Below are 25,710 nucleotides of genomic sequence, written 5' to 3'. Positions count from 1 at the left end.
GCGAGGGACTGATGACCAACAGGTCATATATCCGTGCACCTGAGGCCCAACGGCGCGAGGACTTGATCCGAGCGACCGTTGATTGCATTGCGGAGGAGGGGCTCAAGGGAACCACCGTTCGCAAGGTTGCCGCCCGTGCCGGCGTGACCAACGGGTTGATCCGCCATCATTTCGAGTCCAAGGAACATTTGTTGCTTGAGGCCTACAGGGATACCGTGCGCGGCATGACCAGAATTGCCCGAGAGGCAATTCTGGATTCCAATTCCGAACCTAGGGACCGTTTGTGCAGGTTTCTGAAGGCCAGTCTGACGGCCCCCGTTGTGGATCGCCGTACCTTTGCTGTTTGGGCTAACCTGATCAGCAATATCCATGTCGATGACAATCTGATCGACATCCACCGCGAAAGTCATCTTGAATTCCGTGACGAGATCGAAGCGCTGTTGCGCGATCTTCTGGAATACCGGAATCCATCGGTACAAGAGTGCCGCCGGTTGGCCGTGATGGTTAACGCGGTGGTCGACGGGTTGTGGCTGCAAGGAAGTATGTCCCGCGACCTCTTCGAAAGTGGCGAGCTGTATCGCATCGCGCTTGATGCAGTTAGCGCAATTCTGGGCTTTACGATCCTGGACACCACAATCGGTGAGAGTCCACACGCCTGATCGGCGTCCATTCCGACCCCATCTTAGAAATCTACTTGGCGCTAGGGAGGTAGCGATGCACTTTGGTTTGTCTGAAGAGCAGGAGATGATCGTCTCCACTGTCCGCAGTTTTGTGGAAAACGAAATTTACCCGCACGAAGCGGAAGTCGAACGCACTGGTCAGGTGCCCCACGAGCTTGGCGAAGAGATCAAGCGGAAATGCATTGATTTGGGATTCTACGCCTGCAATTTCCCCGAGGAAGTTGGGGGCGCAGGACTGTCCCATCTCGATTTCACCCTGGTCGAGCGTGAGCTGGGCCGCGGATCCATGGCGCTAACTCACTTTTTCGGTCGACCGCAGAACATTCTGATGGCCTGTAACGAAGAGCAGCGCGAACGCTATTTGCTGCCTGCAGTAAGGGGCGAGCGTATGGATGCGCTAGCGATGACCGAGCCGGATGCGGGATCAGATGTGCGCGGTATGAAATGCCAGGCGCGGCGCGACGGCGGCGACTGGGTGATTAACGGGTCTAAACACTTCATCTCGGGCGCTGAACACGCAGACTTCTTCATCGTCTTCATTGCGACCGGCGTGGATGAGACGCCAAAAGGCCCGAAGAAACGGATCACCACCTTCCTTGTGGATCGCGACACGCCGGGATTTGAGGTGCGCGAAGGGTATAATTCGGTCAGCCACAAGGGCTACAAAAACTGTATCCTGACATTTGACGAATGCCGCCTTCCGGACGCTCAGGTTTTGGGCGAAGTTGATGGCGGCTTTGCTGTGATGAACGAATGGCTCTATGCCACCCGCATTACCGTTGCGGCATTCAGCGTCGGGCGTGCGCGCCGCTGTTTCGATTATGCGCTGAGTTATTCCGCCGAGCGCAAGCAGTTCGGCCAGCCCATCGGGAAGTTTCAGGGCATAGGGTTCCAGATTGCCGACATGATCACAGAGATCGATGCCGCCGACTGGCTAACGCTGGCGGCCGCCTGGCGTCTGGATCAGGGCCTGCCGTCGAACCGCGAGATCGCTTCGGCCAAAGTCTATGCGTCCGAAGCGCTGGCACGCGTCACAGACACCACGCTGCAGATCTTTGGGGGCATGGGGCTGATGGATGACTTCCCGATCGAGCGCTTCTGGCGCGATGCGCGAGTAGAGCGAATCTGGGACGGCACGTCCGAAATCCAGCGCCACATCATCAGCCGCGACCTGCTGCGTCCGCTGGGCGCCTGATCACCGGATTCAAGGAGTTTCGCGATATGAACAAGGATCTGTCTCGTCTTCTGCGCCCGCAGTCGATCGCCATATTCGGAGGAGGGTGGTCAGAGCGGGTGGTCGAGCAATGTCAGAAAATGGGGTTTGCGGGCGACATCTGGCCCGTGCATCCCAAAAAGACTGAAATTGCCGGTTTGCCCTGCTATGCGCGTGTTGAGGATTTGCCAAGGCCGCCGGATGCCAGCTTCATCGGCGTCAACCGCCATGCGACCATTGACATCGTCCGGGCACTTTCCGCGCGGGATGCTGGGGGGGCGGTGTGTTTTGCCTCTGGTTTCAGGGAGGTTCACGACGGGGCTACCCTGAACGACGATTTGCTTGAAGCCGCAGGCGAGATGCCGGTCTTCGGGCCAAATTGCTATGGGTTGATCAACTATCTCGACGGTGCGTTACTTTGGCCGGACCAGCATGGCGGTCGCCGGGTCGAAAAAGGTGTCGCGATCATCGCGCAATCGTCAAACATCGCCATCAACCTGACCATGCAGGCCCGTGGTCTGCCCATCTCTTATGTTCTGACGGTGGGAAATCAGGCTCAGACCAGCCTTGCCGACATGATCGAAGCCGTGCTGGACGATCCTAGGGTCACCGCTATCGGGCTGCATATCGAAGGTTTTTCAAGTGTGGCTGATGTGGATCGGGCGTTGCGCAAGGCCCGCGACAGGAAGATGCCTGTGGTCGCTCTCAAGGTGGGTGAATCAGAGGCCGCCCAGGCGATGACCATGTCGCACACGGCATCTTTGGCGGGTTCGGACAATCTGGTCTCGGCCTTTTTCGAACGCCTGAACGTGGCCCGGGTAAAGTCATTGGACGAATTCCTTGAGACTCTGAAGATACTGCATGTAATCGGTCCATCACCGGATTTTACGCTGGGCTCAATGAGCTGTTCAGGGGGTGAGGCATCGCTGATGGGCGATCTGGCCAAGGCAGCAAACCTGGATTTGCGCCCGCTGAACGAACAACAGGCTGAAGCTGTGGCCGCGACCTTGCCTGAGATGGTGACGATTTCCAATCCACTGGATTATCACACCTTCACTTGGGGCGATAAGGACAGCCTGACCGAAACCTATGCCGCCATGCTGGCGTGCGACTTTGGCCTGACCTGCCTGGTGCTGGACATCCCTCGCCCTGATCGGTGCGACGACAATGGCAGCGAAGCAGCAATTTCGGCTGCGATCAAGGCGGCAAAGCGGACAAAAGGGAGGTTTGCCGTCGTTGCGTCCCTTCCGGATAACATGACTGAAGAGCTTGCGGAGCGTCTGGAAGCGGTCGGGATCGTGCCGCTGATGGGAATGCAGGCGTCGTTGCGGGCCGCAGCAGCAGCGGCCAGAATCGGTGTCGGCTTCACCCGGCCAACACCAGAGCCGCTTTTTGTTTCCGAAGACAATGGTGCCGGCGCCGGTTTTGAGGTGCTGAACGAGTGGCGCTCCAAGGATACGGTTCGTCAACACGGTGTTCCCGTTCCCAAAGGGCGGCTGGTCAATGCGGTTTCGGATGCGGTCGCGGCGGCGCGAGAGCTAGGCTTTCCGGTCGTGCTCAAGGCTGTGGGCGACGATCTGGCCCACAAGACGGAACTGGGCGCCGTGGTGCTCGACCTCAAGAGCGATGACGACGTTCAGTCCGCGGCCGAACGTCTGATCGGTCTAGGCGGCGCAATGATGGTCGAAAAGATGGTCGAAGGTGCTGTTGCCGAGCTGATCCTGGGGGTTTCGCGCGATCCGCAATTCGGCCTGTATCTGACGGTCGGAGCCGGGGGGATCATGGTCGAACTTCTGAAGGACGCAAAGCCTTTGTTGCTTCCGGTGACCCGGGGGGATGTGCACGAGGCATTTCTGTCATTGAAGACCGCGCCGCTTCTTACCGGATTCCGAGGGGCTGCGGCGGCCGATCTGAACGCTGCCACGGATGCTGCAGTGAAGGTGGCCGAATTCGCAATGGCCGAAAGTGCAACGCTCGAAGAAATGGATATCAACCCGCTGATGGTTTGCGCATCCGGCGCCGTCGCCGCTGATGCGCTAATTCGGAAAAGAAAGGTCTGACATGACAAACCCAATCAAAACAACGCGCAATGGCGCGATTTTCGAGATTACTCTGGATCGCCCAAAGGCTAATGCCATCGACCGTCCCACCAGCCAGCTGATGGGAGAGGTTTTTGCCGAATTCCGCGACGACAAAAGCCTGCGTGTGGCCATTTTGACCGGCGGCGGCGAGAAGTTCTTCTCGGCGGGCTGGGATCTGAACGAGGCCGCTAGCGTCGGCGGCGCAGGCTATGCCAGCGACTACGGGCAGGGGGGGCTTTATGGGTTCCCTGAACTGCCCGGTTTGGAAAAACCCGTGATCTGTGCCGTGAACGGCTATGCTATTGGCGCTGGTTTCGAAGTGCTGTTCGGAGCGGACTTTGTTGTCTGCGCCGAACACGCCCTGATGTGGTTGCCAGAGGCGCAGCTGGGTGTGGTTCCCGATGTGGGAACGTTCCGCTTGCCAAAGATCCTTCCGCCCGCGCTGGCCAACGAAGTGCTCTATGCAGGGCGCAAGCTGACCGCCGAAGAATGCGCGCATTGGGGTCTGGCCAACGCAGTGGTCCCTGGTGATCAGTTGATGGATGCCGCCCGCGAACTGGCGGGCCGTATCCTGACTTCGGCACCGTTGTCGGTGGCGGCTGCTAAACAGACCATCCGCCTTTCGCGCAACATGAGCATTTCGCAATGCTATGGCGCAATCCGCCGCGGTGACTTCCCGATGTTCGCAAAGATGATGGAAAGCGAGGATGCACTGGAAGGCACCCGCGCGGCCGTCGAAAAGCGCGATCCGGTCTGGCTGGGGAAATAAGCCATGAAAGCACTTGTCGTAAGCGCAACACCCGAACCACAATCCTTCATCGCATCGATGGCCGATTTGTCGGTCAGGGTCCTGGAGGAACAGGGTTATCAGGTGGCGCATTCCAACCTGTATGAAATGGGGTGGAACCCGGTTGCGAGCGCCAATGATTTTGGCGATCGCAAGGATCCCGACTATCTTACCTATGCGCTGGAACAGCGGCATGGGGTCGAAGGTGGCACCATTGCCCCGGATATTTCGGCCGAGCTGCAAAAGCTGATGGATGCGGATCTTTTGGTCCTGAACTTTCCGATTTATTGGTTCTCGGTTCCCGCTATTCTCAAAGGGTGGCTGGATCGTGTGATTGTTTCCGGCCTGTGTTATGGCGGACGCAGGTTTTACGATCAGGGCGGACTTTCGGGCAAGCGCGCTTTGGTTGCAGCTACCTTGGGTGGGCGACCGCACATGTTCGGCCCCGAAAGTATTCACGGACCGATTGAAACCATGCTGAGACCTCTGCTGCAGGGGACATTGGCCTATACCGGCATGAACGTGATCGAGCCATTCTTTGGCTGGCACGTTCCTTACATCCAACCCGAGGAGCGTGCGCAGATTCTGGACGACTATGCCGTGTGCCTCAAATCTCTGGATGAAAGACAGCTCCTGGAATTCCCCTCCATGGCGGATTTTAGCCGGGATCTGCATCCGCTGAAGCCCAACCTCACCGAAACCGCCTGACTTTACCCAAACGGAGCAAGCGCAAAATGAAGGTACTCGTGCCTGTGAAGCGCGTGATTGACTATAATGTGAAGGTTCGCGTTAAGGCGGACGGTAGCGGTGTCGATCTCGCCAATGTCAAAATGTCGATGAACCCGTTCGACGAGATTGCGGTGGAAGAGGCGATCCGCCTGAAAGAAGCGGGCAAGGCGGACGAAGTTGTTGCCGTATCGATCGGCGTGAAGCAGGCGCAGGAGACGCTGCGGACCGCGCTGGCCATGGGCGCCGACCGCGCGATTCTGGTTGTGGCCGCCGATGACGTGCACACCGATATCGAGCCTCTGGCCGTGGCCAAGATCCTGGCCAAAGTGGTCGAGGAAGAGCAGCCGGGCATCGTACTGTGCGGCAAGCAGGCAATCGACAACGACATGAACGCCACCGGCCAGATGCTGTCGGCCCTGCTGGGCTGGTCGCAGGGCACCTTCGCGTCCGAGCTGGACATCGAAGGCGATGCTGCCAAGATCACCCGCGAGGTTGACGGCGGCCTGCAGACCATCTCGGTCAAGATGCCGACCATCGTGACCGTGGACCTGCGCCTGAACGAGCCGCGCTATGCGTCGCTGCCCAACATCATGAAGGCAAAGAAAAAGCCGCTGGATGAGAAGACCGCCGCCGATTACGGCGTCGATGTCACTCCGCGTCTGGAAGTGGTCAAAACCGAAGAGCCGCCGGCACGTGCCGCCGGTATCGTCGTGGGCTCGGTCGACGAGCTGGTCGAGAAACTCAAAGAAGCGGGGGCTGTGTAATGGCTGTTCTTCTGCTGGCTGAAGTCAACAATGGTGAGCTGTCGCTGGACGCCACCGCCAAGGCCGTCAACGCCGCAAAGGCGCTGGGTGATGTGACCGTTCTGGCCGCGGGTGGTTCTGCCGCTGCTGCCGGTGAAGCCGCCGCCAAGATCGACGGTGTGTCGAAAGTTCTGGTTGCCGAAGATGCGTCGCTGGGCCACCGCCTGGCGGAATCGACCGCGGCGCTGATCGTGTCGCTGGCCGATGGCTATGAGCACATCGTGGCACCCGCCACCACCGACGCCAAGAACGTGATGCCACGCGTCGCCGCGCTGCTGGACGTGATGGTGATCTCGGATGCGTCGGGCGTGGTTGACGGCTCGACCTTCGAGCGTCCGATTTACGCGGGCAACGCGATCCAGACCGTGAAGTCGGGCGACGCCAAGAAGGTTGTCACCCTGCGGACCGCCAGCTTTGAAGCGGCGGGCGAAGGCGGTTCGGCCCCGGTCGAGACCGTCTCGGTTCCGGGCTCCGAAGGTCTGTCGTCGTGGGTCGAGGACAAGGTGGCCGAGAGCGACCGTCCGGAACTGACCTCGGCGGGTGTTGTTGTCTCGGGCGGCCGTGGCGTCGGCTCGGAAGAGGACTTCAAACTGATCGAAACCCTGGCCGACAAGCTGGGCGCCGCGGTTGGCGCCTCGCGTGCCGCCGTTGACTCGGGTTATGCCCCGAACGACTGGCAGGTGGGTCAGACCGGCAAGGTGGTTGCCCCGGACCTCTATGTCGCCGTCGGCATCTCGGGCGCGATCCAGCACCTGGCGGGCATGAAGGACTCGAAGGTCATTGTCGCCATCAACAAGGACGAAGAAGCCCCGATCTTCCAGGTCGCCGACTTCGGACTGGTCGCAGACCTGTTCCAGGCCGTCCCGGAACTCACCGAGAAACTCGGCTGATCACTGAATTAGGCTTTTTCACGAAGAGTCTTGGAAGGCCCGCCTATTGGCGGGCCTTTTTCAGTTCAGGTTCCGAATTGGACCAACCAATGCATCCGCAATGGTTTTATGTGCAGCAGGACCAATCATATGCTCGGCCATCGGCTGTTGCAGGGTACCGAACAGCATATCCTCAAGCTCATCGGATTGTCCGGACACATGAGCCGCAACCTCGACACAGTCGGCGCTGTGCGGTCGGACGGCCTCCAACATTTCAGCTGTTACGCTGACCGGCACCCTTTGGCTGTCGTTGTCCTGTAAGACGCGAAGGCCCAGCAGAATGACCGGCACCTCAAGCCTGCCCAGCAGGTCGTTGACCTTCCGAACCCAGTTACGGCGCAACTCCTCGGCCACAACTTCGAAACGGGCGTCCTGATGCCCCTGTAACAGGCGCATCAGGTGGCACACGAAATGGACATCGGCAAAGTCCACTTCGGGGTACAGAGCGATCAGATCTGGCGTTGGGGCCAGAACCCGATCGTTGCGCCGGGGGTGGACCCGATAGAAGTGATTCGACTGGCTCAGGACACCGGGGGCCTGCAGGATGCACAGCTCTGCCCCGTTCAGCAGCGACAACAGCCCGGCATCACCGCATAGCGCGTCCAGTCCGCAGAACAGACTGCCCAAATTCAGACACCGCCGGTCCAGCCTGCCTTCGAGAATCGCCGCAAAGGGGCGTTCGACAAACCGCCCATAGGTCTCATCCCCGCCGGTGCAGACCATGTAGGCCGTGTCCAACGACCGTTCCGGCCCACGGAACCAAAGACGCGATTCACCGTATTGGCATACGTCATGCCCGGCCCCCGCCGAGCCTGTTTGATGATAGCTCATAACACTCACCCATTTTTCACCCGATTGCCATCTTGCAGCCGCATGTCTTTAGAAAGTGCTAATGTGCGCATTTGAAGCAAATTGGATTGGTTCGATCCCCTTGCCGCCCCTACCGATCTGCCGGTACTGTCCACTCAATCCCGAGACACAGAGGCATCAGAAAATGGATGTAAAATCAGTCGGAGTGATCGGCGCAGGCCAGATGGGCAATGGTATCGCCCATGTTTTGGCGCTGGCGGACTATGATGTTCTGCTCACCGATGTGAACCAGGACGCGCTGAACGCAGCCGTGGCGACGATCGAAGGCAATATGGCGCGTCAGGCGTCGCGCGGGAAAATCACGGATGATGCGATGCAGGCCGCGCTGGGGCGTATCAAGACGACGCTGCACTTGCCGGAACTGGGGCAGACGGATCTGGTGATCGAAGCCGCCACCGAGCGTGAAACGATCAAACAAGCGATTTTCGAGGACCTGCAGCCGCATTTGCAGCCGCACACGATTCTGACCTCGAACACCTCGTCCATCTCGATTACGCGCCTGGCCAGCCGAACGGACCGGCCGGAAAAGTTCATGGGGTTCCACTTCATGAACCCGGTGCCGGTGATGCAATTGGTCGAACTGATCCGCGGTATTGCCACCGACGAAGAGACCTTCGGCACCTGCAAGGCCGTTGTGGACCGTCTGGGCAAGACCGCCGCCAGCGCCGAGGATTTCCCCGCCTTTATCGTGAATCGCATCCTGATGCCGATGATCAACGAGGCGGTTTATACCCTGTATGAAGGTGTCGGGAACGTGCAGTCGATCGACCAGTCGATGAAGCTGGGCGCGAACCATCCAATGGGACCGCTGGAGTTGGCCGATTTCATTGGGTTGGACACCTGCCTGGCAATCATGAACGTGTTGCATGACGGGTTGGCCGATACCAAGTACCGCCCTTGCCCGCTGTTGACCAAATATGTCGAAGCCGGGTGGCTGGGCCGCAAGACCGAACGCGGATTCTATGATTACCGGGGCGAGGTTCCGGTTCCGACACGGTAAGGCAGAGGGGGCCAGCCCCCTCGCCCGGATATCATCCGGGCTCACCCCCGAGATATTTTTGGCCAGATGAAGAGGCGGATCAACCTTTGAATACTTGGCCCAGCGACAATGTGTGCTTTCTGAGCCAAGCCATGAAGCCGCGCGGATCGCGTTCCAATAGCTGCATATCCTCGTCCGAGATCGGCTCTCCGATGATCGGAGATTGCGGTTTGTTGCAGGAGCGCACGATTTCATGCAGCAAAAGCCCCTGCCGCAGGATCGGAGACAGCTTGTTGGCGATCTGATAGGCGCGCGAGTTGCTGCCCGGGAAAAAAATCGGCACCACCCGGGCACCGGACCGCCGGATCATCTTGGCGGTGAACACATTCCATTCCTGCTCTTGCGCGGGTCCGAACCAGTCGTCCGATGACATCACTACACCCGATGGGAACAAGGCCACAACGCCGCCCTCTTTCAGGTGGTCCATCGCCTTGCCACGCATTTCCAGCATTTTGGTCTGCGCATCGGGGTCATGCGGGAACGGCACTGGAATCATGAAAGAGGTGGCCGCTTCGTCCAACCCCGTCAGGACCGATCGGGTCAGGATGCGATAATCACTGCGCACCTGGCCGATCAGCTCGGCCAGAATCATGCCATCGACCATGCCGTGAGGGTGGTTCGCCACCACGACCACGGGGCCTTCTTTCGGGATGTGCGCAAACTGTTCCTGCGGTGTGGTGAGGTCGATGCCCATGACCTCGAGCGCACCGCCCCAGAATCTCTGACCGCGATAGTATTCGTTCTTTTTCTCGAACTTGTTGACCATGCGCAGAATGGTCAGCTTGCCCGTGCACCATTCGATGGCGCGGATAATTGTCGAAGTCCAAGCGTCGTCGAAAGAATTCGCGTAAGTCAGGGTTCTACGGTCGTAGATTTCGCCCTGATCCGCTGTCCCATCTACCATCGGGCCTGTCTTGGTCTCGTGCGTCGTTTCCGCCAATTCCTGGTCTTCCCGTTCTTCGTATCGCGGCTGGTTAGGTCAGAACCCTTCGCCGAACTTGTCGTTCACCAGGGTTTCCAATGCATCAGCCAACGCCTCAGCATCCGGTCCGGACGTCTCGACGTCAATAGTCGTTCCGCGCGAGGCTGCCAACATCAAAAGGCCCATAATGCTGTCGCCCGAAGCAGAAAAGCCGTCCTTGGACACTTCGGCCCGTGCGTCAAAGCCCTCGACCACCTCAACCAGCTTGGCCGAGGCGCGGGCGTGCAGACCTTTTTCATTAATGATTTTCAAGCTTCGATTGGTCATTCTTAATCAATCCGGTCTTCTTCCAACGTCACATTTTGCGCATTGATATATTTGCGTCCAGCCTCCATCGCCTGCCGCACGGCGTCCGCAATGGGCAGGTGGCGGGTTTTAGCCAGTTTAATCAACATAGGCAGATTTGCACCGTAAAGAATACGGCGATCCTGCGGGGCGCAGGCCCGCAGACTCAGATTCGATGGGCTGCCTCCGAACAGATCGGTCACGACAACCACACCATCTCCGGCATCGACACTGTCGGCGGCCGCACAAATTTCGGCCTGCTTGGCCTCGCGATCATGATCGGCTTCGATCGAGATCGCGACCAGGCCGGGTTGCTTTCCGACCACATGCTGCATGGCGGCCAGGTATTCCTGTGCCAGCCCACCATGTGCTACGAGTACAATCCCGATCAATCCGGCCTCACATTCAACGATCGACGTTCCATTTCGCGGTGCCTAATTGCCACTTGCTGCCCCTCCTCCGCAAGGGCCTTTGCAACTGCTTCGGCCATAGCCACCGATCTGTGTTGCCCTCCGGTACAGCCGAAGGCCACGGACAGATGTGCTTTGCCCTCAGCCCGAAAGGTCGGAAGCAAGAGTTTGAGCAGGTCAACAACCCGGTCAAAAAACGGCGCATAGTTTGTATCCGACTGAACATAGTGCGCCACGTCAGGGTTTCGACCATCTTCTGCCCGCAGCTCGGGGCGCCAGTAGGGATTGGCCAGAAACCGGCAGTCGAACACCATATCCAAACCGCGCGGCAGACCGCGCTTGTACGAGAAGGACTCGATGGCCACGGCCAGGTGACGCCCGCCCTGAGGGGCAAACCAGCGTTCGACCTCTTCGCGCAGCTGATGGACGTTCAGTGGGCTGGTGTCGATCAGGATATCTGCGATTTCGCGGATCGGGGCCAGCAGTTCCTTTTCCTGCCGAACGCCGGTTTCCGGGCTGGCATCGGCGGCCACAGGGTGCCGGCGACGGGTCTCCGAGAACCGCCGTAACAGTACGTCGTCACTGCAATCCAGATACAGCGTCGTTAGATCGACCTGTTCCATCCGCCGCAGCCTGACGGCCAATTCGATAAAGCCGGTGGTCGAAAAATCGCGGTTGCGGGCGTCTATACCCAGCGCCATTGGGCGGTCACTTTGCGGACCTTCCAACAAACGCATTAATAGACCCATCGGCAGGTTGTCGATGGCCTCAAAACCCAAATCCTCGAGAACACGGATCGCCGTCGAACGGCCTGCGCCCGAGGGGCCGGTCACCAGGACGATGCGCCGTTGCGGTGTCATTTGCTGGGCCATTCCGGGTCCACGCGCCCCATCTTCAACAATTGCATAAGTGCCGCAGCCAAATTGGGTACACCCGCCGCCCGAAGCAAGGGAACAGTTTGCCTCAGCACCACGATTTCTGTCGGTTCTGGCAGGCGCGCCGGTTCGGTCTGGTCAAGGTCCACCACATAGCTGACCGGTGTCGCCCCCGCTGCCTGAGCGCGGAGCAAACCGATGCCGCGTGCCTCGATCAACCCGCGCAGGTTCGGGGCCGCATCAGCCATCGCGTTTTCGCCAACCATTCGCAGCTCTACCCTGTCATCACTGACCAAATCTGCCCCAAGCGTCAGCATTTGCAACGCCAGCGTCGATTTCCCTGCCCCCGAACGCCCGAGGATCAATACACCACGCCCCTCGACGGCAACGCATGTGGCGTGGAGTATGGCAGTGTCCTGGTGCTGGATGTTCAAGAGGGTCTGGCCGCTCATGCGCTTACACGGGCAGGCCCACGACGAAACGCGCGCCTTGCGGGTCCGACGTGATGTCCGCCTCGGTCGGGCGGATATTCTCGGCCCAGATCACGCCGCCATGCGCCTCGACAATCTGTTTCGAGATCGCAAGGCCAAGGCCCGAGTTATTGCCGAAATGTTCAACCGGTCGTTGCGAGTAGAACCTTTTGAAGATTTTGGTCAGCGCCTGCTCCGGAATGCCGGGACCGGTGTCTTCGACCACGATCAGGACGCGGTTTTCACGCCGCCGCACCCAGACCCGGATGGCATCGCTTTCCTCGCAGAAGGAAATCGCGTTGGTGATCAGGTTGACGAAAACCTGCGCCAGACGCGCCTCAAGCCCGTTGATGGTGATCGGCTTTGTTGGCAGGTCGGTGATATAGTCGATGCCTTTGGCGCGGGCGTCTTCACCCAGAAACTGGCTGATATTGCCCAAAAGTTTGAGCAAGTCGAAGGGTTGTTCCTCTTCCTTGACCAGTTCGGCATCCAGACGGGACGCATTCGAGATATCGCTGACCAGACGATCAAGCCGCCGCACGTCGTGTTCGATCACGCCCAGCAACTTGTCGCGCTGATCGTCGCGCTTGACCATGCGCAGGGTACCCACCGCCGATTGCAGACTGGCCAGCGGGTTCTTGATTTCATGTGCCACATCGGCCGCAAACTGTTCGTTGGCGTCGATGCGGCTATACAACGCCGTCACCATCCCCCGAAGCGCACGACTGAGGCGTCCGATTTCATCCGGGCGCGCGGTGAGGTCGGGAATGCGGATACGGCCCGGGTTGACGCCCGCGCCCCGATCCTTGCCCATTTCAGCGGCTGCTGCCAGATCGGCCAGCGGGTTGGCGATGGTTGAGGCCAGCACAAGGCTTAGCCCGATAGACACCAGCAGCGCCACGACAAACATCTGCAGAATGCGTTCCTGCTCGCGCCGGGCCAGCGCGTCGATCTCACCGGCAGGACCTGCCATGGCGACCGCGCCAACCGGCGCTCCGTCCAGCAGGATCGGTGCCGCGCTGACAATGACGGTTTGGCCCATGTCATCCTGAACCGCCTGCACCTGCATCTGGCCCTGTAACGCTTGTGGAATGATCTCCTGTACCCGTTGCGCAAGGGTTGGTGCGTCAGTACCGCCCCCACCGGCAAAGACCCGGGACAAACCGGTCCAGACCGCATTCAGCGCATCGCTGATCAACGTACTGCCGGTTTGAACCTCGGATTCAGACCTGAGAAGAACCGGCATCTGCGACGAGGTCGATGCCCCGCGCGTCCAGCCGATCAGAGTGCCACCACCGTCATAGACAAAGACCTCACCCCCGTCAGGAAGGCTGAGGCCTGCAAGCGTGTCCTTCACGTCCAGCGCCGCTTCCGAAGAGCCGGCGGCCTGGTTCTGACGCAGCTGGGCCTCGAACACGTTGCTGACCAGCTGTGCGTCGCCGATCAGGTTACGCGCAGTCTGCTGGACCTGCTCTTCCCGGGAATCATCGAGATACAGCAAGCCGGTGACAAGGATGACCAGCGCGATCAGGTTGAAGGTAATGATCTTCCGTGCCAGCGGTGAGCCGCGCAGCGAAAACAGGTTGCGCCGACGGCGCCTGGCGCGCAGCTCGGCCGACTCCGGATCCTGCGGGATGACCCAATCATCCCCGAGAACGACATCTCCGTCCCGTACTTCGATGGATTGTTCCGTATCGCGCACCAGATCCGGTTACCCTTTTTCAGCGGCCACGCTTATTCTTCGTTGTACCGGTATCCGATACCGTACAGCGTTTCGATGGCCGAAAACTCGGGGTCTGCGGCCCGCATCTTCTTCCGCAAACGCTTGATGTGGCTGTCGATGGTCCGGTCATCCACATAGACCTGATCGTCATAAGCGACGTCCATCAGTTGATCGCGGCTTTTGACGAAACCCGGACGCTGCGCCAGCGCCTGAAGCAGCAGGAACTCGGTCACGGTCAGAGAGACATCCGTTCCCTTCCAGCTGACTGCATGGCGCAACGGGTCCATCCGCAATTCGCCTCGTTCCATCACCTTGGTGTCGCCGGTATTGGCATTGGTCACATCGCCCGCGGTCGCCTCCTGCCGGCGTAACAGCGCGCGGATACGTTCGACCAGCAAACGCTGCGAGAAAGGCTTTTTCACATAGTCGTCTGCGCCCATGCGCAGGCCCAGCACTTCATCGATCTCATCATCTTTCGAGGTCAGAAAGATCACCGGCATCTGGGTTTTTTGCCGCAGCCGCTGCAGTAGGTCCATGCCGTCCATGCGTGGCATCTTTATATCCAGCACGGCCATGTCAGGCAGTTTCTTGTTGAATGCATCCAGGGCCGCTTGCCCGTCGTTATAGGTTTCGACCTCGAACCCCTCGGCTTCGAGTGTCATGGACACAGACGTCAGAATGTTTCTGTCGTCGTCCACCAGTGCAATCTTTGACATCGGGATTACCCCTATTCCTGCTCACTCATGCAATATTTCGCTTATTAGTAAGGCATCTTTGTCGGTTTTATGGCTGCGAATCAATCCGTATCTGCGAATCGCATGGTTGTTGTCACATAGTTGCGGCAAAAAAGCCGTTAATCCGCGCAGAAAAGTGCCTTGTTTTTCGACAGGAATTTCCTGATGGCGCTAAACCTGAGCTTGGTTGCGCTAACTGCGTCAAACCCTCCTGTTCATGCCCCAAACGACCGTGATAAGACGCGCCCAGCCGCCGGACTGTCCCGGCACACTGCCCCAAGAGCGCACGTGGCCCCAACCGCCGCAGCGCCGCCACAGGAGAAGACACACATGACATCTGGACGGGTTAACCCGCAATTCCGCCTCGAAGATCAGGGCATCGAGGGTCTGGGAAATGTCTATTACAACTTCATGGAACCGGCGCTGATCGAAGAGGCGCTGAAGCGCGGCGAAGGCACACTTGGCAATGGCGGGGCCTTTCTGGTCACCACCGGCAAGTTCACCGGCCGTTCGCCCAAGGACAAGCACGTCGTCAAGACCGACAGCGTCGCCGACACCATCTGGTGGGAAAACAACGCCGCGATGAGCCCCGAGGGCTTTGACGCGCTGTACCAAGACATGCTGGCCCATATGAAAGGCCGCGACTATTTCGTGCAGGACCTCGTCGGCGGGGCCGACCCGGCCTTTTCAATCAACGTGCGCATGGTCACCGAGCTGGCCTGGCACAACCTGTTCATCCGCCACCTGCTGCGCCGTCCGGATCGCGAGGATCTGAACGAGTTCGTCGCCGACTTCACAATCATCAACTGCCCCAGTTTCCAGGCCGACCCGGCCAAGCACAACTGCCGCAGCGAGACGGTGATCGCGCTGAACTTCGATCGCAAGATGATCCTGATCGGCGGCACCGAATATGCCGGTGAGAACAAGAAATCCGTGTTCACCCTGCTGAACTACATGCTGCCGGAAAAAGGCGTGATGCCGATGCACTGCTCGGCCAACCATGCCGTTGGCAACCCGGTCGACACCGCCGTGTTCTTTGGCCTGTCCGGCACCGGCAAGACCACCCTGTCCGCCGATCCGTCGCGCACCCTGATCGGTGATGACGAGCACGGCTGGTCGGATCGCGGCACCTTCAACTTCGAAGGTGGCTGCTATGCCAAGACGATCAACCTGAACGCCGAGGCCGAGCCGGAAATCTACGCCACCACCAGCAAGTTTGGCACTGTGATCGAGAATATGGTCTTCGATCCCGAGACCAAGGAGCTGGATTTCGACGACGACTCGCTGACCGCGAACATGCGCTGCGCCTATCCGCTCGAGTATATCTCGAACGCGTCCAGCAGCGCCTTGGGCGGTCACCCCAAGAACATCATCATGCTGACCTGTGACGCGTTTGGCGTTCTGCCTCCGATCGCACGGCTGACACCGGCGCAGGCAATGTACCACTTCCTGTCCGGCTTCACCTCGAAGGTCGCCGGGACCGAGCGGGGCATCACCGAGCCGCAGCCGACCTTCTCGACCTGCTTTGGCGCGCCGTTCATGCCGCGTCGACCCGAGGCGTATGGCAACCTGCTGCGCGACAAGATCGCCCAGCACGGCGCAACCTGCTGGCTGGTGAACACCGGCTGGACCGGCGGTGCCTACGGCGTTGGTTCGCGGATGCCGATCAAGGCCACCCGCGCCCTGCTGACTGCAGCGCTGGACGGATCGCTGCGCGATGCCGAGTTCCGCAAAGACGCCAACTTCGGCTTTGACGTGCCGGTTTCGGTGCCCGGCGTGGCCGAGGTTCTGCTGGACCCGCGCCGCACCTGGGATGATCAGGCCGCGTTCGACAAACAGGCGGAAAAATTGGTTCAGATGTTCGCCGAGAACTTCGAACAGTATCTGCCCTTCATTGACGAAGACATCAAAGCCGTTGCAATCGGCTAACGGAAAAGGGGGCGGTTTCGTCCCCTTTTTCCTTTGGACGTATCGTCGCGCAGAAATCTCCTCCAGGTTGTATTGCGCACAAGACGGTTACAAATCCGTTGCCCGAGACCACTTCATGGGTTATTTGATGACGTCATTATGACAAAAAGGTCCGGCGCATTTCCGCACCGGACCGAACTTGAAAAGACCTTGGGGCAGCTCGAGCAGACGATCACATCAGCAAATTGAGCAACCTAATCAGATATGTACTGTATTACAAAGGGAAAAAGTGTCAAGATGAGACGTGCTGAAACCACTCAGATCAGTGTGTCGCAATCGTCGCGGAGATGCGGCTGACGACACTGGAATCGATGGGTAGAATATGACTGAAATCTCGAAACTGACCGAACTGCGCAAGCTGATGCAAAGCATGGAGCGGACGCTGGGGCTGGAGCAGCTGTCTCCGGTAGAGCGCGATATCTATTATGCCGCGGAAGAGCTGTCCAAATCCGATGAAGAGGTGCGCACCTTTGGACTGATCGAGCACACACTTGTTCAAAGCGTCTCGCGCCCGACCTTCTTTCGCGCGCTGAAATCGCTGGTGCAGAAGGGCTATCTATCGCAAAGCGGCAGTGCCAACCGGGGCCGGTATATCGTTCATGCCCCCAAATGATGCCTTGAACCTGCGCACAGGTAGCTGATGATCGACGTGCGCAGTTGGGTGACTGACACATTCTGGGCCTCACTGGCTTATGTTTTGGCATCGTACCTCACGTTTCAGGTATTGATGCCGCTTCAGAATGTGTTCTTTCCGGAATATCCAAGCAGGGCCAGCCTGCTGTTCCTGCCGCACGGCGTGCGGGTCCTGTCGGCGTGGCTGCTGGGATGGCGGGCGATCTTTGCACTTCTGCCAGGGGTCTTTCTGGTTTTTGCCGCCCTCGGCGGCAGTGATGTGTTCCTGCCAAGCCGGTTGATGGCAATTGTCATTGCAGTCACCACGGTGCCAGCCGTGTTCTATCTGTGCAAATGGGCAGGCTGGGACCTGTTTCCCCGCCCCGATCGCAAACCCTGCTGGTCTTGCGTTATGGGGGTCGGGATCATCACATCTTTCCTTGTTGCCGGCCTGACTAACCTGGCCTTTGGCAGTGCGCGCGTGGAATATGTTGCCTTTCTGATCGGCGACATCTCGGGCCTGTTTTTCCTGATGCTGGGCTTGTATTTCACCTTCTGGTTCGCCGACCGTCACAGCTAACCCAGAATCCCGCGCCGCAGCAGGTTCACACCCGCAATCAACAGAACCAACAGGGTCACCTTGCGAAACACCGCCTGATCGATGCGTGACTGCAACCCCAGCCCGATCCACATTCCCGCCAGCGCCGGGAAGATCAGAATCGCGGAAAACGGCACTGTCTCGGCCCGCAGAATACCAGAGCCCAGATGCGCCAGCATCAGCGCCACTGCCCCTAGACCGTAGATCACACCCTGCACCCGCATCTGCACCGCTTTGGGCGTGTTCAGCGCAGTCAGATAGGCAACGGTCGGCGGCCCCCAGATGCCTGACATTCCGCCGATAAACCCGGCAATCACTCCGATCCCAACTTCGATCCCCGTTGAAGGTTTGCCAAGAGACAGCTGCACCCCCAGCACCTGTATCAGCGCGAAAAACGTGACCGGAATGCCGATCATCAGCAAAAAGGTTCGGGCGGGCACTGCGCTTACCAGTTGAGCGCCCAACAGTAGGAACACAAGCCCGACCATCAGAAATATCCGGAACTGTTTGATTGCCGAGACGGCGGCGGGCAGTCCTTCACGCAGGGCCTGAATGCCGTTGGTCACCAGCGTGGGCAGGATCAGCCCGGCAATTGCCAGATCCGGCGGCAGGAACATACTGAGCCCCGACACCAGAACCATCGGCATGGCAAACCCGACCATGCCTTTGACCCAACCCGCCACGAAGGCGATGATCAGGGCCAGCAACAGATCTTGCGGAGAGAGCAGGGAAAACAGCGTCATACGCCCGTGATATCACTCTTGGCGGGCGCTGCACTGCAAAATCGTCAAAGCAATTTTCGAACTTTTTAGCCGCACTTCACGTATTTTTGTTGCGCTGCACGTGCAGCATGATATGACCGGACGACACCAGAGAAGGACCTGATTCATGGCCCATGACGGACAGGATATGACCCAGATGACAACATCCGCGATTTTGCCCGAGCTTCTGACGCTGACCCGTGCCGCCCTGCCCGCGGTCGAAACCGTGTTTGAGCGCGCCCGTGACGCGGTTCGTGAGATGGTCATCCAAGACGGCCGGGTCTCTGGCGCGCTGATCGAGGCGAACCAGACCGCCGCGCATGGTCTGGCCTGGCTCGCGACGTACAACCAGTCTCTACAACAGATGCAACGCTGGGCCGATGCGCTGGAAGCGGACGGCAAGTTCGGTGAGCTGGAGCAATTGCTGCACCAGATCGCCTTTGGTGAATACCTGCATCAGGTCGCAGGCGGCATCCCGATGAACCAGGGCGAAGTCGTACGACTGCAGGATATGGGCCTAGGCTGGGACGCGCTGTCCGGCTTCCAATGTGCCGAGGTGCAGACGCTGATGGCACAGGCCAACTCTCAGGCCGCCCGCACCCGACTGGTGGCGCTGATGGAGGATCAGGCTGGCGCAACCATGTTCGGTGAATCCGGCCTGGACGAAGAACTTGAAATGATCCGCGACCAGTTCCGCCGTTACGCGCAGGAAAAGGTCGAACCAAACGCTCATGAATGGCACCTCAAAGACGAGCTGATTCCGATCGAGATCATCGAGGAATTGGCCGAAATGGGTGTCTTTGGCCTGACCATCCCGGAAGAATTCGGCGGATTTGGCCTGTCGAAAGCCTCGATGTGTGTGGTTTCCGAGGAACTGTCGCGCGGCTATATCGGCGTCGGTTCGCTGGGCACCCGGTCCGAAATCGCGGCCGAGCTGATCATCGCGGGCGGTACTGACGAGCAGAAAGCCAACTGGCTGCCGAAACTGGCCAGCGCGGAAATCCTGCCGACCGCCGTGTTCACCGAACCGAACACCGGGTCGGACCTTGGCAGCCTGCGCACCCGCGCTGTCAAAAACACGGACGGTGATTATGAGATTACCGGCAACAAGACATGGATCACCCACGCGGCGCGCACCCATGTGATGACCCTGCTGGCTCGCACCAACCCCGACACCACCGACCACCGTGGCCTGTCCATGTTCCTGGCCGAGAAAACGCCTGGCACCGACGAAAACCCCTTCCCCACCCCCGGCATGACCGGTGGCGAGATCGAGGTTCTGGGCTATCGCGGCATGAAGGAATACGAACTGGGCTTTGACGGTTTCAAGGTCAAGGGCGAGAACCTGCTGGGCGGCGAAGAGGGCAAAGGCTTCAAACAGCTGATGGAGACGTTCGAGTCCGCCCGCATCCAGACCGCCGCCCGCGCCATCGGCGTGGCGCAAAGCGCGCTGGATATCGCCATGCAATATGCGCAGGATCGCAAGCAATTCGGCAAATCGCTGATCAACTTCCCCCGTGTGTCCGGCAAACTGGCAATGATTGCGGTTGAAATCATGATTGCTCGTCAGCTGACCTACTTCTCGGCTTGGGAAAAGGATCACGGTCAGCGTTGCGACCTTGAGGCCGGGATGGCCAAGCTGCTGGGCGCACGCGTGGCGTGGGCGGCTGCGGATAACGGCCTGCAGATCCACGGCGGCAACGGGTTCGCGCTGGAATACAAGATCAGCCGCGTCCTGTGCGACGCGCGCATTCTTAATATTTTCGAAGGGGCTGCCGAAATTCAGGCACAGGTCATCGCTCGGCGTTTGCTGGGCTGATCGCTCTCGGCATTCCTGTTTCCCCGACTGGCCCGGCCTTTGTGCCGGGTCTTTTTCCGTTGGGTGCCGGTTGTGATCCGCCGACGCGCGAACTTCCCCTTTGATCTCAGGCGGCAATCTGGTTAGAGCACCCTGCGCTTCAAAAAGAACGGCACCCGGAATGAACAGACGACTATTCGCACTTTGGGCGGTTCTCGCAGCCCTTGCTCTGGGCGGCTGCTCCAAGACACAGCCAACCGCCACGCAGAACGATATCGACGATCTGGCGCAGGCCATTCAATCGCTCGACCCAAAGGTCGACCCGGCCGAGGCGCAAAAGGCGGCCACAATCGCCTATACCTACTCTCAGCAATTGAAGCACGAATGGAACGTCACCGACTCGGCCATCATTCACAACGCCAAGATCATCAACGGCTTTCGTGAAAAGGGCCTTTGCAATGACTGGGCGCAGGCCATGACGACGCGCCTGCGGCAGGAAAACTTTCGCACGCTGGACCTGCACTGGGCCACGTCTCCGCCGACGGAATTCCGGATCATCCACCACTCGGCCCTGATCAGCGCCAAGGGGGATTCGATGTATGACGGGATCATCCTTGATCCGTGGCGTGCAAGTGGCGCGCTGACATGGGCACCGGTGCGAGAGGACACCAGGTACAACTGGCGTCCTCGTCTGGACGTGCGAGAAGAGTTGATCAACGGCGAGCTTCCCTACTAGCGGTTCCGTCGACCGCCCTGCTGCGCTAAGACCGACCCATGACACGCCTGATCCTGACCCTACCCCTGCTCGCCCTGTTCCAATGCGAAAAGGATGAGACAGTCGCCGCCTATGGCGCGGCGGACCGGACATGGGCCCTGCAAGAGATTGACGGCCAGCCTTATGAAGCCAGCGCCCTTCTGCGCTTTCCCGAGACCGGCAAGATCGAAGGCAACGCCCCCTGCAACAGCTACAGCGGCACCCTGAACGCGCCCTACCCGTGGTTTGAGATTACAGACCTGTCCGCCACCCGCGCCGCCTGCGCAGGGCTCGAGGCCGAGGGTTTCTATTTCGCCGCCCTGATAGCCATGACCCAATCCGAAGTGTCGGGCGATGTGCTGATCCTGAGCAACGAGGATGGGCATGAGATGGTGTTTACAGCCGCCGAGTGAACCGATCTACAAACCGCGCCCGCGCCTCGGGCAGCGGATGGTGGCCCAGCGACGGAGCGACCCGGTGCTCCAGAAAATACCCGGTTGTCTTCAAGGCATCGACAATTTCGGCGTCCGGCGCAGCCCCTTCGCCGCTCAAACAGGGCGGTAGCGGCAACAGCTTGTCCGCCCACTCCCCCGCGCCTTGGACGCTGACGGCCCGGCCGGTCTTGGGTGAGACATAAACCAATCCCTCGGTCGCCCCCGTCACCGCACAGGCGGACAGGTCCAGACCAAAGCCCAATTCCTCAAGCAGCGCCAGTTCCCAGCGCAGATAAGCCAGCGGCCAGATCTCGTCCTGACCTAACAGGTCCATCAGTTGTTCGGTCTGCTTGTAGATCGCCGGATGCGGCTCGCGCTCAGGTAAACAGAACGACAGCAACGACACCACCGCATTCAGCCCTGCCAGCGCCAACCGCCCCGAAAACGCCGCCGCTGCCCGAGACCGCAGGGGTTCCACCTGAAACGTCCCGATATGCTCCTCAAGCCGTGCGCGCCAGAGCACATCCAACTGCGCCCCCGGCTGCAGGATCGGCGCGATCTTGCGACTGGTTCCTCCGCGCACGACCCCGGCATGGCGACCATGGCCTTCGGTAAAGACCTCGATGATCGCTGCCGTCTCGCCATGGCGGCGAGAGGTCAGAAGTATGCCGTGATCGCGCCAGTCCAAGTTTGGCTCCGTTAAGTTCGTAGATCAGTGTGCAGAAAATCTGAAGGCAGTTGCACGTGCAAGGTACAAACCGGCTCAGACGCACGAACACTAACGGCAATTTGCCGAACGCCGAACTCATTTGTGTTTGAAGAACGTTCATGCAGTACGGCAGAAACACATTGCACGCGACTAAGACACTCGCTAATGTTCTCTTTATGTTCTAGATGTCAGGATTCAAAAATGTCACTGAACTACGTTATGATCGGTTCAAACGATGTCGCTAATGCCCGCACCTACTATGACGCGGTCATCGCCGGGATTGGCGGTAAGGTTGTCGCCGAATACATGCCATACGCCGTCTGCTATGAACTGCGCGGCGGCGGGCGCATCTGGGTTTCTGTGCCACACGATCAAAAAATGGCAACACCCGGAAACGGCAACATGGTCGGATTGTTATGCCAGAGCGAAGATGAGGTGCGCGAAGTCCATGCAGCGGCGCTGGCCAACGGCGGCGCCAACGAGGGCGATCCCGGCCCGCGTCCGCAGTATGGTCCGGACTTTTTTGGCGCATATGCCCGCGATCTGGATGGCAACAAGATGAGCTTTGTCTATTTTAATGCCGTGGAGTGATCGCATTTAGCGTTCAGTGAACTGGATGGGTTTTGACTCTGCGTGAGGCGTCAATCCAACCCTTCTTCGCCAAGTAAATGCCGCCCTTGCCTGTCCTCGACCTCGATCACCCAGAGGTCGGGGTCAAAGCTGCGCTGGCGCCCGATGGCGGTGTCCACATCCACCTCGGGGCCAGAGGAGAGTTCGACCCATTTGCGCTCACCGCTCATCAGGTCAAAGCTGCGTTGGAAGGCCACCGCCTGACCGTCCAGAGTGTTGAGTTTGATCAGAACCGCCCCCGCCGTGTCGTCGCCATGAACCACAACAAAGGCCGGGATTTCCTGAAACCGAAGCCGCGCCAGATAGGCGTGGACCCAGAATTCAGCCGTCAGGCGGCTCATGTGTTGCCGTCTTTGAAATCCAGACCCATTTCCGAATAACGCTCGGATTCCTCCAGCCAGTTGGGCCGAACCTTGACCTGCAGGAACAGGTGGATTTTGCGATCCAGAAACTCTTCCAGCTCGGCCCGCGCAGCCTGGCTGACGGCCTTGATCGTCTCGCCGCGCTTGCCCAGAACGATGCCCTTGTGGCCGTCGCGCATGACATAGATGACCTGATCAATCTTGGCCGAGCCATCCTTGCGCTCTTCCCAGCTCTCGGTCTCGACGGTCAGTTGGTAGGGCAGTTCCTGATGCAGGCGCAGGGTCAGTTTCTCGCGCGTCATCTCGGCCGCGATCATACGCAGGGGCAGGTCGGCGATCTGGTCTTCGGGGTAAAGCCACGGGCCTTCGGGCAGTTTCGCCGCAAGCCAGGCGCGCAGGTCATCGACGCCGTAACCCTTTTCGGCGGAAATCATGAAGGTTTCAGCAAAGGGATAGCGCCCGTTCAGGTCGCTGGTCAGCGCCAGCAGCTTTTCGGAGGGCACCTTGTCGATCTTGTTGATCGCCAGCGCGATGGTGCGGCCCTGCCCGATCTCCTCCAGACCTTCAAGGATGCGTTCGACCCCTTCGGTGATACCGCGATGCGCCTCGACCATCAGCACGACGACATCGGCGTCCGCAGCCCCACCCCAGGCAGCGGCGACCATGGCGCGGTCCAGTCGGCGGCGCGGTTTGAACAGGCCGGGCGTGTCCACGAACACCAGCTGCGCATCGCCCTCCATCGCGACGCCGCGAATGCGCGCGCGCGTGGTCTGCACCTTATGCGTCACAATCGAAACCTTGGCCCCAACCATGCGGTTCAGAAGGGTGGATTTGCCTGCGTTGGGCTCTCCGATCAGGGCGATAAATCCGGCGCGTGTGGTCATGTTCAATGCGATCCTGTTTGCAAGTGCGCATCCCTATAGCAGAAAGGCCCGGCGGGCCAGAGGGATTTGTCGCATTGCCGCCATGCGGTTACGGTGGCAGAACCCGATCACGCCGCGCCAGACCCAGCCAGGCATTTCTACTTCTGTGAGGCAACAATGAAACGTCGCGAGTTTCTTTTGGGCAGCGGAGCCGCTGCCGGTGCGTTGGGGCTGGGGGGCTTCGGTCTGGCAGCGGGAGAACAGGAACTGGTTGTCCAACCCGCTAGCTTTGCGCTGCGTGATCAGGTGACCACTGGCATGGTCAGTTTGTCGCCGGACGCGCCCCCCCCGGTGCTTTATGGCAAACAGGGCGAGCCGATGCGGCTGCCGGTGCGCAATACCCTACCCGACTATACAGCGATGCACTGGCACGGGCTGCGCATTCCCAACGGAATGGACGGGGTGCCCTACCTGACCCAAATGCCGGTCGGGCCGGGTGAAGTGTTCGACTATGAATTCACACCGCCGGACGCGGGTACCTATTGGTACCACCCCCATTGCATGACGATGGAACAGATGGCCCATGGCCTGACCGGCGTGATGGTGATTGCCGAGACCGAAGACCCCGGCTTTGACAGCGAACAGGTGGTCAATCTGCGCGATTTCCGGCTGGATGAAGAGGGGACGTTCCTGCCTGCCTATACGGCACGCGGGGCCGCACGGGCGGGTACATTCGGCAATGTGCAGACGGCGAACTGGCTGAACGAACCGGTCTATGATCACGCTGCTGGCGGTTTGGTGCGTTTGCGGGTGGTAAATACGGACACGACCCGCATCTACAATATCCATTTGCAGGGAGCCGAAGCCCGGATCATTGCCTGGGACGGCCACCCGGTCGAGATTGAGGTGCCAATGCCCAACGCCGAGGCCCCTCTGTTGGTTGGCCCCGGGCAAAGGGCGGACTTCGCGGTACAGATGCCTGCAGGCGAAGGGCAGACCGTTGACCTGATGGCAAAATTCCCGGGCCAGCCCCATCGCGCCATGGCCCGCTTGCGTTCGGTCGGAGTGTCTGCATCCCGCGATCTGCGCGAGTTGCGGCCCCTGCCCGCAAACCCGGCGGCCAAACCCGATCTGAGCAAGGCCAAGATGCATGAGTTTGTCTTCGGCTGGACGCCCGAAGGGGGGGAACCGACCAACGGGTTCTGTGGCTCTCTGGGGGCTAATTTCTGGTCGATCAACCGGAAACCATGGCCCGGTGACGCTGCACAAAGGGTTGGCCCTCTGGCGACGCTGGCGAAGGGTAAAAGTTATGTCCTGCGGCTGCGCAACGAGTCTCCGAACCTGCATCCAATACATTTGCACGGTCTGGCTTTCTTGCCGTTGAAATCAAACCAGCGCAGCCTGCCACCCCTGATGACAGACACGATGCTGCTGTTGAAGGATGAGGTGGTCGACATCGCCCTGGTTGCGGACAATCGCGGGGACTGGGCGTTCCACTGCCATGTGATCGAGCATCAGAAAACCGGTCTGACGGGCTTTATCCGGGTCATCTGAGTTTCGAATTGGCTACGCCAATCCGACCGGCGGGGGCCAGCCCCCTCGCCCGGATTG

28 protein-coding genes are annotated in these 25,710 nt (G+C 59.6%); 16 read left to right on the top strand and 12 right to left on the bottom strand.

Annotation, left to right across the window (positions count from 1 at the left end):
* Positions 1–11: 11 nt before the first annotated feature.
* The 7 genes from GOX88_RS09140 to GOX88_RS09110 are packed head-to-tail and all read left to right on the top strand — an operon-like array spanning position 12 to position 7,183.
* The gene (locus GOX88_RS09140; RefSeq protein WP_170400853.1) at positions 12–659 is read left to right on the top strand and encodes a TetR/AcrR family transcriptional regulator; all 648 of its coding nucleotides are present in this window, start codon (positions 12–14) and stop codon (positions 657–659) included.
* Positions 660–714: 55 nt separating this feature from the next.
* Positions 715–1,875 carry an acyl-CoA dehydrogenase family protein gene (locus tag GOX88_RS09135; protein ID WP_170400852.1) on the top strand — a complete coding sequence of 387 codons (1,161 nt, stop codon included), beginning with the start codon at positions 715–717 and terminating at the stop codon, positions 1,873–1,875.
* A gap of 26 nt (positions 1,876–1,901) precedes the next feature.
* On the top strand, positions 1,902–3,953 hold the full coding sequence (locus tag GOX88_RS09130; protein WP_170400851.1) for an acetate--CoA ligase family protein: 2,052 nt from the start codon (positions 1,902–1,904) through the stop codon (positions 3,951–3,953).
* A 1-nt stretch (position 3,954) separates the two neighbouring features.
* Positions 3,955–4,743, top strand: coding sequence for an enoyl-CoA hydratase-related protein (locus GOX88_RS09125; protein ID WP_170400850.1), 789 nt, complete (start codon positions 3,955–3,957; stop codon positions 4,741–4,743).
* 3 nt (positions 4,744–4,746) lie between these two features.
* The gene (locus GOX88_RS09120) at positions 4,747–5,469 is read left to right on the top strand and encodes an NAD(P)H-dependent oxidoreductase (RefSeq protein ID WP_170400849.1); all 723 of its coding nucleotides are present in this window, start codon (positions 4,747–4,749) and stop codon (positions 5,467–5,469) included.
* Between the two features lie 26 nt (positions 5,470–5,495).
* Positions 5,496–6,254 (top strand): electron transfer flavoprotein subunit beta/FixA family protein, encoded by a 759-nt coding sequence (locus GOX88_RS09115; RefSeq protein WP_170400848.1) that lies wholly within the window; start codon positions 5,496–5,498, stop codon positions 6,252–6,254.
* The gene (locus GOX88_RS09110; protein ID WP_170400847.1) at positions 6,254–7,183 is read left to right on the top strand and encodes an electron transfer flavoprotein subunit alpha/FixB family protein; all 930 of its coding nucleotides are present in this window, start codon (positions 6,254–6,256) and stop codon (positions 7,181–7,183) included. Before GOX88_RS09115 ends, GOX88_RS09110 begins: the two co-directional genes overlap by 1 nt.
* A gap of 60 nt (positions 7,184–7,243) precedes the next feature.
* On the opposite strand, the gene GOX88_RS09105 is transcribed toward GOX88_RS09110, so the two are convergent.
* Entirely contained in the window at positions 7,244–8,053 is an 810-nt protein-coding gene (locus GOX88_RS09105) for a DUF6473 family protein (protein WP_254436266.1), read from the bottom strand.
* Between the two features lie 163 nt (positions 8,054–8,216).
* On the opposite strand from GOX88_RS09105, the gene GOX88_RS09100 reads away from it, so the two are divergent.
* The gene (locus GOX88_RS09100) at positions 8,217–9,092 is read left to right on the top strand and encodes a 3-hydroxybutyryl-CoA dehydrogenase (protein WP_170400845.1); all 876 of its coding nucleotides are present in this window, start codon (positions 8,217–8,219) and stop codon (positions 9,090–9,092) included.
* A 79-nt stretch (positions 9,093–9,171) separates the two neighbouring features.
* On the opposite strand, the gene GOX88_RS09095 is transcribed toward GOX88_RS09100, so the two are convergent.
* From GOX88_RS09095 to GOX88_RS09065, 7 genes are read right to left on the bottom strand one after another with little or no spacing between them, the layout of a single operon-like run.
* Positions 9,172–10,071 (bottom strand): lysophospholipid acyltransferase family protein, encoded by a 900-nt coding sequence (locus tag GOX88_RS09095; RefSeq protein WP_170400844.1) that lies wholly within the window; start codon positions 10,069–10,071, stop codon positions 9,172–9,174.
* Between the two features lie 39 nt (positions 10,072–10,110).
* Positions 10,111–10,380, bottom strand: a complete 270-nt coding sequence (locus GOX88_RS09090; RefSeq protein WP_170400843.1) for an HPr family phosphocarrier protein — start codon at positions 10,378–10,380, stop codon at positions 10,111–10,113.
* Positions 10,381–10,382: 2 nt separating this feature from the next.
* Positions 10,383–10,790: a PTS sugar transporter subunit IIA gene (locus GOX88_RS09085; protein WP_170328298.1), complete on the bottom strand. Its 408-nt coding sequence runs from the start codon at positions 10,788–10,790 to the stop codon at positions 10,383–10,385.
* Positions 10,787–11,680 (bottom strand): RNase adapter RapZ, encoded by an 894-nt coding sequence (rapZ, locus tag GOX88_RS09080; protein ID WP_170400842.1) that lies wholly within the window; start codon positions 11,678–11,680, stop codon positions 10,787–10,789. Before rapZ ends, GOX88_RS09085 begins: the two co-directional genes overlap by 4 nt.
* Entirely contained in the window at positions 11,665–12,135 is a 471-nt protein-coding gene (locus GOX88_RS09075; RefSeq protein ID WP_170400841.1) for an HPr kinase/phosphorylase, read from the bottom strand. The genes rapZ and GOX88_RS09075 overlap by 16 nt, the downstream gene beginning before the upstream one ends.
* A 4-nt stretch (positions 12,136–12,139) precedes the next feature.
* Positions 12,140–13,855 carry an ATP-binding protein gene (locus tag GOX88_RS09070; RefSeq protein WP_170400840.1) on the bottom strand — a complete coding sequence of 572 codons (1,716 nt, stop codon included), beginning with the start codon at positions 13,853–13,855 and terminating at the stop codon, positions 12,140–12,142.
* Positions 13,856–13,887: 32 nt separating this feature from the next.
* On the bottom strand, positions 13,888–14,592 hold the full coding sequence (locus GOX88_RS09065; protein ID WP_170328302.1) for a response regulator transcription factor: 705 nt from the start codon (positions 14,590–14,592) through the stop codon (positions 13,888–13,890).
* 348 nt (positions 14,593–14,940) lie between these two features.
* Here GOX88_RS09065 and GOX88_RS09060 point away from each other — a divergent pair, with 348 nt between their 5' ends.
* From GOX88_RS09060 to GOX88_RS09050, 3 genes are all read left to right on the top strand, one after another.
* The gene (locus GOX88_RS09060; protein ID WP_170400839.1) at positions 14,941–16,539 is read left to right on the top strand and encodes a phosphoenolpyruvate carboxykinase; all 1,599 of its coding nucleotides are present in this window, start codon (positions 14,941–14,943) and stop codon (positions 16,537–16,539) included.
* 361 nt (positions 16,540–16,900) lie between these two features.
* Positions 16,901–17,191: a hypothetical protein gene (locus GOX88_RS09055; RefSeq protein WP_170328304.1), complete on the top strand. Its 291-nt coding sequence runs from the start codon at positions 16,901–16,903 to the stop codon at positions 17,189–17,191.
* Between the two features lie 27 nt (positions 17,192–17,218).
* Entirely contained in the window at positions 17,219–17,770 is a 552-nt protein-coding gene (locus tag GOX88_RS09050; RefSeq protein ID WP_254443306.1) for a hypothetical protein, read from the top strand.
* Here GOX88_RS09050 and GOX88_RS09045 read toward each other — a convergent pair.
* On the bottom strand, positions 17,767–18,531 hold the full coding sequence (locus tag GOX88_RS09045) for a sulfite exporter TauE/SafE family protein (protein ID WP_170400838.1): 765 nt from the start codon (positions 18,529–18,531) through the stop codon (positions 17,767–17,769). The two genes, GOX88_RS09050 and GOX88_RS09045, sit on opposite strands and share 4 nt — an antisense overlap.
* 145 nt (positions 18,532–18,676) lie before the next feature.
* On the opposite strand from GOX88_RS09045, the gene GOX88_RS09040 reads away from it, so the two are divergent.
* The 3 genes from GOX88_RS09040 (at position 18,677) to GOX88_RS09030 (ending at position 21,514) form a co-directional block, all read left to right on the top strand.
* Positions 18,677–20,368 (top strand): acyl-CoA dehydrogenase family protein, encoded by a 1,692-nt coding sequence (locus GOX88_RS09040; RefSeq protein ID WP_170400837.1) that lies wholly within the window; start codon positions 18,677–18,679, stop codon positions 20,366–20,368.
* Between the two features lie 160 nt (positions 20,369–20,528).
* Positions 20,529–21,083: a hypothetical protein gene (locus tag GOX88_RS09035; protein WP_170400836.1), complete on the top strand. Its 555-nt coding sequence runs from the start codon at positions 20,529–20,531 to the stop codon at positions 21,081–21,083.
* A 38-nt stretch (positions 21,084–21,121) separates the two neighbouring features.
* Positions 21,122–21,514 (top strand): META domain-containing protein, encoded by a 393-nt coding sequence (locus GOX88_RS09030; RefSeq protein WP_170400835.1) that lies wholly within the window; start codon positions 21,122–21,124, stop codon positions 21,512–21,514.
* Here the strand turns inward: GOX88_RS09030 and recO are convergent.
* Entirely contained in the window at positions 21,498–22,223 is a 726-nt protein-coding gene (recO, locus tag GOX88_RS09025) for a DNA repair protein RecO (RefSeq protein ID WP_170400834.1), read from the bottom strand. The genes GOX88_RS09030 and recO overlap by 17 nt on opposite strands.
* A gap of 222 nt (positions 22,224–22,445) precedes the next feature.
* Here recO and GOX88_RS09020 point away from each other — a divergent pair, with 222 nt between their 5' ends.
* The gene (locus tag GOX88_RS09020; RefSeq protein ID WP_254436268.1) at positions 22,446–22,835 is read left to right on the top strand and encodes a VOC family protein; all 390 of its coding nucleotides are present in this window, start codon (positions 22,446–22,448) and stop codon (positions 22,833–22,835) included.
* Positions 22,836–22,885: 50 nt separating this feature from the next.
* Here the strand turns inward: GOX88_RS09020 and GOX88_RS09015 are convergent, their stop codons facing one another.
* Both GOX88_RS09015 and era read right to left on the bottom strand, forming a co-directional pair.
* Positions 22,886–23,215 (bottom strand): DUF1491 family protein, encoded by a 330-nt coding sequence (locus tag GOX88_RS09015; RefSeq protein ID WP_170400832.1) that lies wholly within the window; start codon positions 23,213–23,215, stop codon positions 22,886–22,888.
* Positions 23,212–24,120, bottom strand: a complete 909-nt coding sequence (gene era, locus GOX88_RS09010; RefSeq protein WP_170400831.1) for a GTPase Era — start codon at positions 24,118–24,120, stop codon at positions 23,212–23,214. Before era ends, GOX88_RS09015 begins: the two co-directional genes overlap by 4 nt.
* A gap of 156 nt (positions 24,121–24,276) precedes the next feature.
* On the opposite strand from era, the gene GOX88_RS09005 reads away from it, so the two are divergent.
* Positions 24,277–25,653: a multicopper oxidase family protein gene (locus tag GOX88_RS09005; RefSeq protein WP_170400830.1), complete on the top strand. Its 1,377-nt coding sequence runs from the start codon at positions 24,277–24,279 to the stop codon at positions 25,651–25,653.
* Positions 25,654–25,710: the final 57 nt, after the last annotated feature.

Source organism: Ruegeria arenilitoris (assembly GCF_013030985.1).
In the GTDB taxonomy this organism is placed as follows: Bacteria; Pseudomonadota; Alphaproteobacteria; order Rhodobacterales; family Rhodobacteraceae; genus Ruegeria; species Ruegeria arenilitoris_B.
This window is presented reverse-complemented; position numbering and strand designations above follow the sequence as displayed.

What these genes read in the sequence shown, in the direction of transcription:
- GOX88_RS09065 (WP_170328302.1), bottom strand. Translation starts at nt 14,592, where the DNA reads ATGTCAAAGATTGCACTGGTGGACGACGACAGAAACATTCTGACGTCT.
- GOX88_RS09130 (WP_170400851.1), top strand. Translation starts at nt 1,902, where the DNA reads ATGAACAAGGATCTGTCTCGTCTTCTGCGCCCGCAGTCGATCGCCATA.
- GOX88_RS09120 (WP_170400849.1), top strand. Translation starts at nt 4,747, where the DNA reads ATGAAAGCACTTGTCGTAAGCGCAACACCCGAACCACAATCCTTCATC.
- GOX88_RS09090 (WP_170400843.1), bottom strand. Translation starts at nt 10,380, where the DNA reads ATGACCAATCGAAGCTTGAAAATCATTAATGAAAAAGGTCTGCACGCC.
- GOX88_RS09045 (WP_170400838.1), bottom strand. Translation starts at nt 18,531, where the DNA reads ATGACGCTGTTTTCCCTGCTCTCTCCGCAAGATCTGTTGCTGGCCCTG.
- era (WP_170400831.1), bottom strand. Translation starts at nt 24,120, where the DNA reads ATGACCACACGCGCCGGATTTATCGCCCTGATCGGAGAGCCCAACGCA.
- GOX88_RS09110 (WP_170400847.1), top strand. Translation starts at nt 6,254, where the DNA reads ATGGCTGTTCTTCTGCTGGCTGAAGTCAACAATGGTGAGCTGTCGCTG.
- GOX88_RS09060 (WP_170400839.1), top strand. Translation starts at nt 14,941, where the DNA reads ATGACATCTGGACGGGTTAACCCGCAATTCCGCCTCGAAGATCAGGGC.
- GOX88_RS09105 (WP_254436266.1), bottom strand. Translation starts at nt 8,053, where the DNA reads ATGAGCTATCATCAAACAGGCTCGGCGGGGGCCGGGCATGACGTATGC.
- GOX88_RS09135 (WP_170400852.1), top strand. Translation starts at nt 715, where the DNA reads ATGCACTTTGGTTTGTCTGAAGAGCAGGAGATGATCGTCTCCACTGTC.
- GOX88_RS09050 (WP_254443306.1), top strand. Translation starts at nt 17,219, where the DNA reads ATGATCGACGTGCGCAGTTGGGTGACTGACACATTCTGGGCCTCACTG.
- GOX88_RS09040 (WP_170400837.1), top strand. Translation starts at nt 18,677, where the DNA reads ATGGCCCATGACGGACAGGATATGACCCAGATGACAACATCCGCGATT.
- GOX88_RS09020 (WP_254436268.1), top strand. Translation starts at nt 22,446, where the DNA reads ATGTCACTGAACTACGTTATGATCGGTTCAAACGATGTCGCTAATGCC.
- GOX88_RS09075 (WP_170400841.1), bottom strand. Translation starts at nt 12,135, where the DNA reads ATGAGCGGCCAGACCCTCTTGAACATCCAGCACCAGGACACTGCCATA.
- GOX88_RS09100 (WP_170400845.1), top strand. Translation starts at nt 8,217, where the DNA reads ATGGATGTAAAATCAGTCGGAGTGATCGGCGCAGGCCAGATGGGCAAT.
- GOX88_RS09125 (WP_170400850.1), top strand. Translation starts at nt 3,955, where the DNA reads ATGACAAACCCAATCAAAACAACGCGCAATGGCGCGATTTTCGAGATT.
- GOX88_RS09030 (WP_170400835.1), top strand. Translation starts at nt 21,122, where the DNA reads ATGACACGCCTGATCCTGACCCTACCCCTGCTCGCCCTGTTCCAATGC.
- GOX88_RS09140 (WP_170400853.1), top strand. Translation starts at nt 12, where the DNA reads ATGACCAACAGGTCATATATCCGTGCACCTGAGGCCCAACGGCGCGAG.
- GOX88_RS09005 (WP_170400830.1), top strand. Translation starts at nt 24,277, where the DNA reads ATGAAACGTCGCGAGTTTCTTTTGGGCAGCGGAGCCGCTGCCGGTGCG.
- GOX88_RS09055 (WP_170328304.1), top strand. Translation starts at nt 16,901, where the DNA reads ATGACTGAAATCTCGAAACTGACCGAACTGCGCAAGCTGATGCAAAGC.
- GOX88_RS09035 (WP_170400836.1), top strand. Translation starts at nt 20,529, where the DNA reads ATGAACAGACGACTATTCGCACTTTGGGCGGTTCTCGCAGCCCTTGCT.
- GOX88_RS09115 (WP_170400848.1), top strand. Translation starts at nt 5,496, where the DNA reads ATGAAGGTACTCGTGCCTGTGAAGCGCGTGATTGACTATAATGTGAAG.
- rapZ (WP_170400842.1), bottom strand. Translation starts at nt 11,680, where the DNA reads ATGGCCCAGCAAATGACACCGCAACGGCGCATCGTCCTGGTGACCGGC.
- GOX88_RS09015 (WP_170400832.1), bottom strand. Translation starts at nt 23,215, where the DNA reads ATGAGCCGCCTGACGGCTGAATTCTGGGTCCACGCCTATCTGGCGCGG.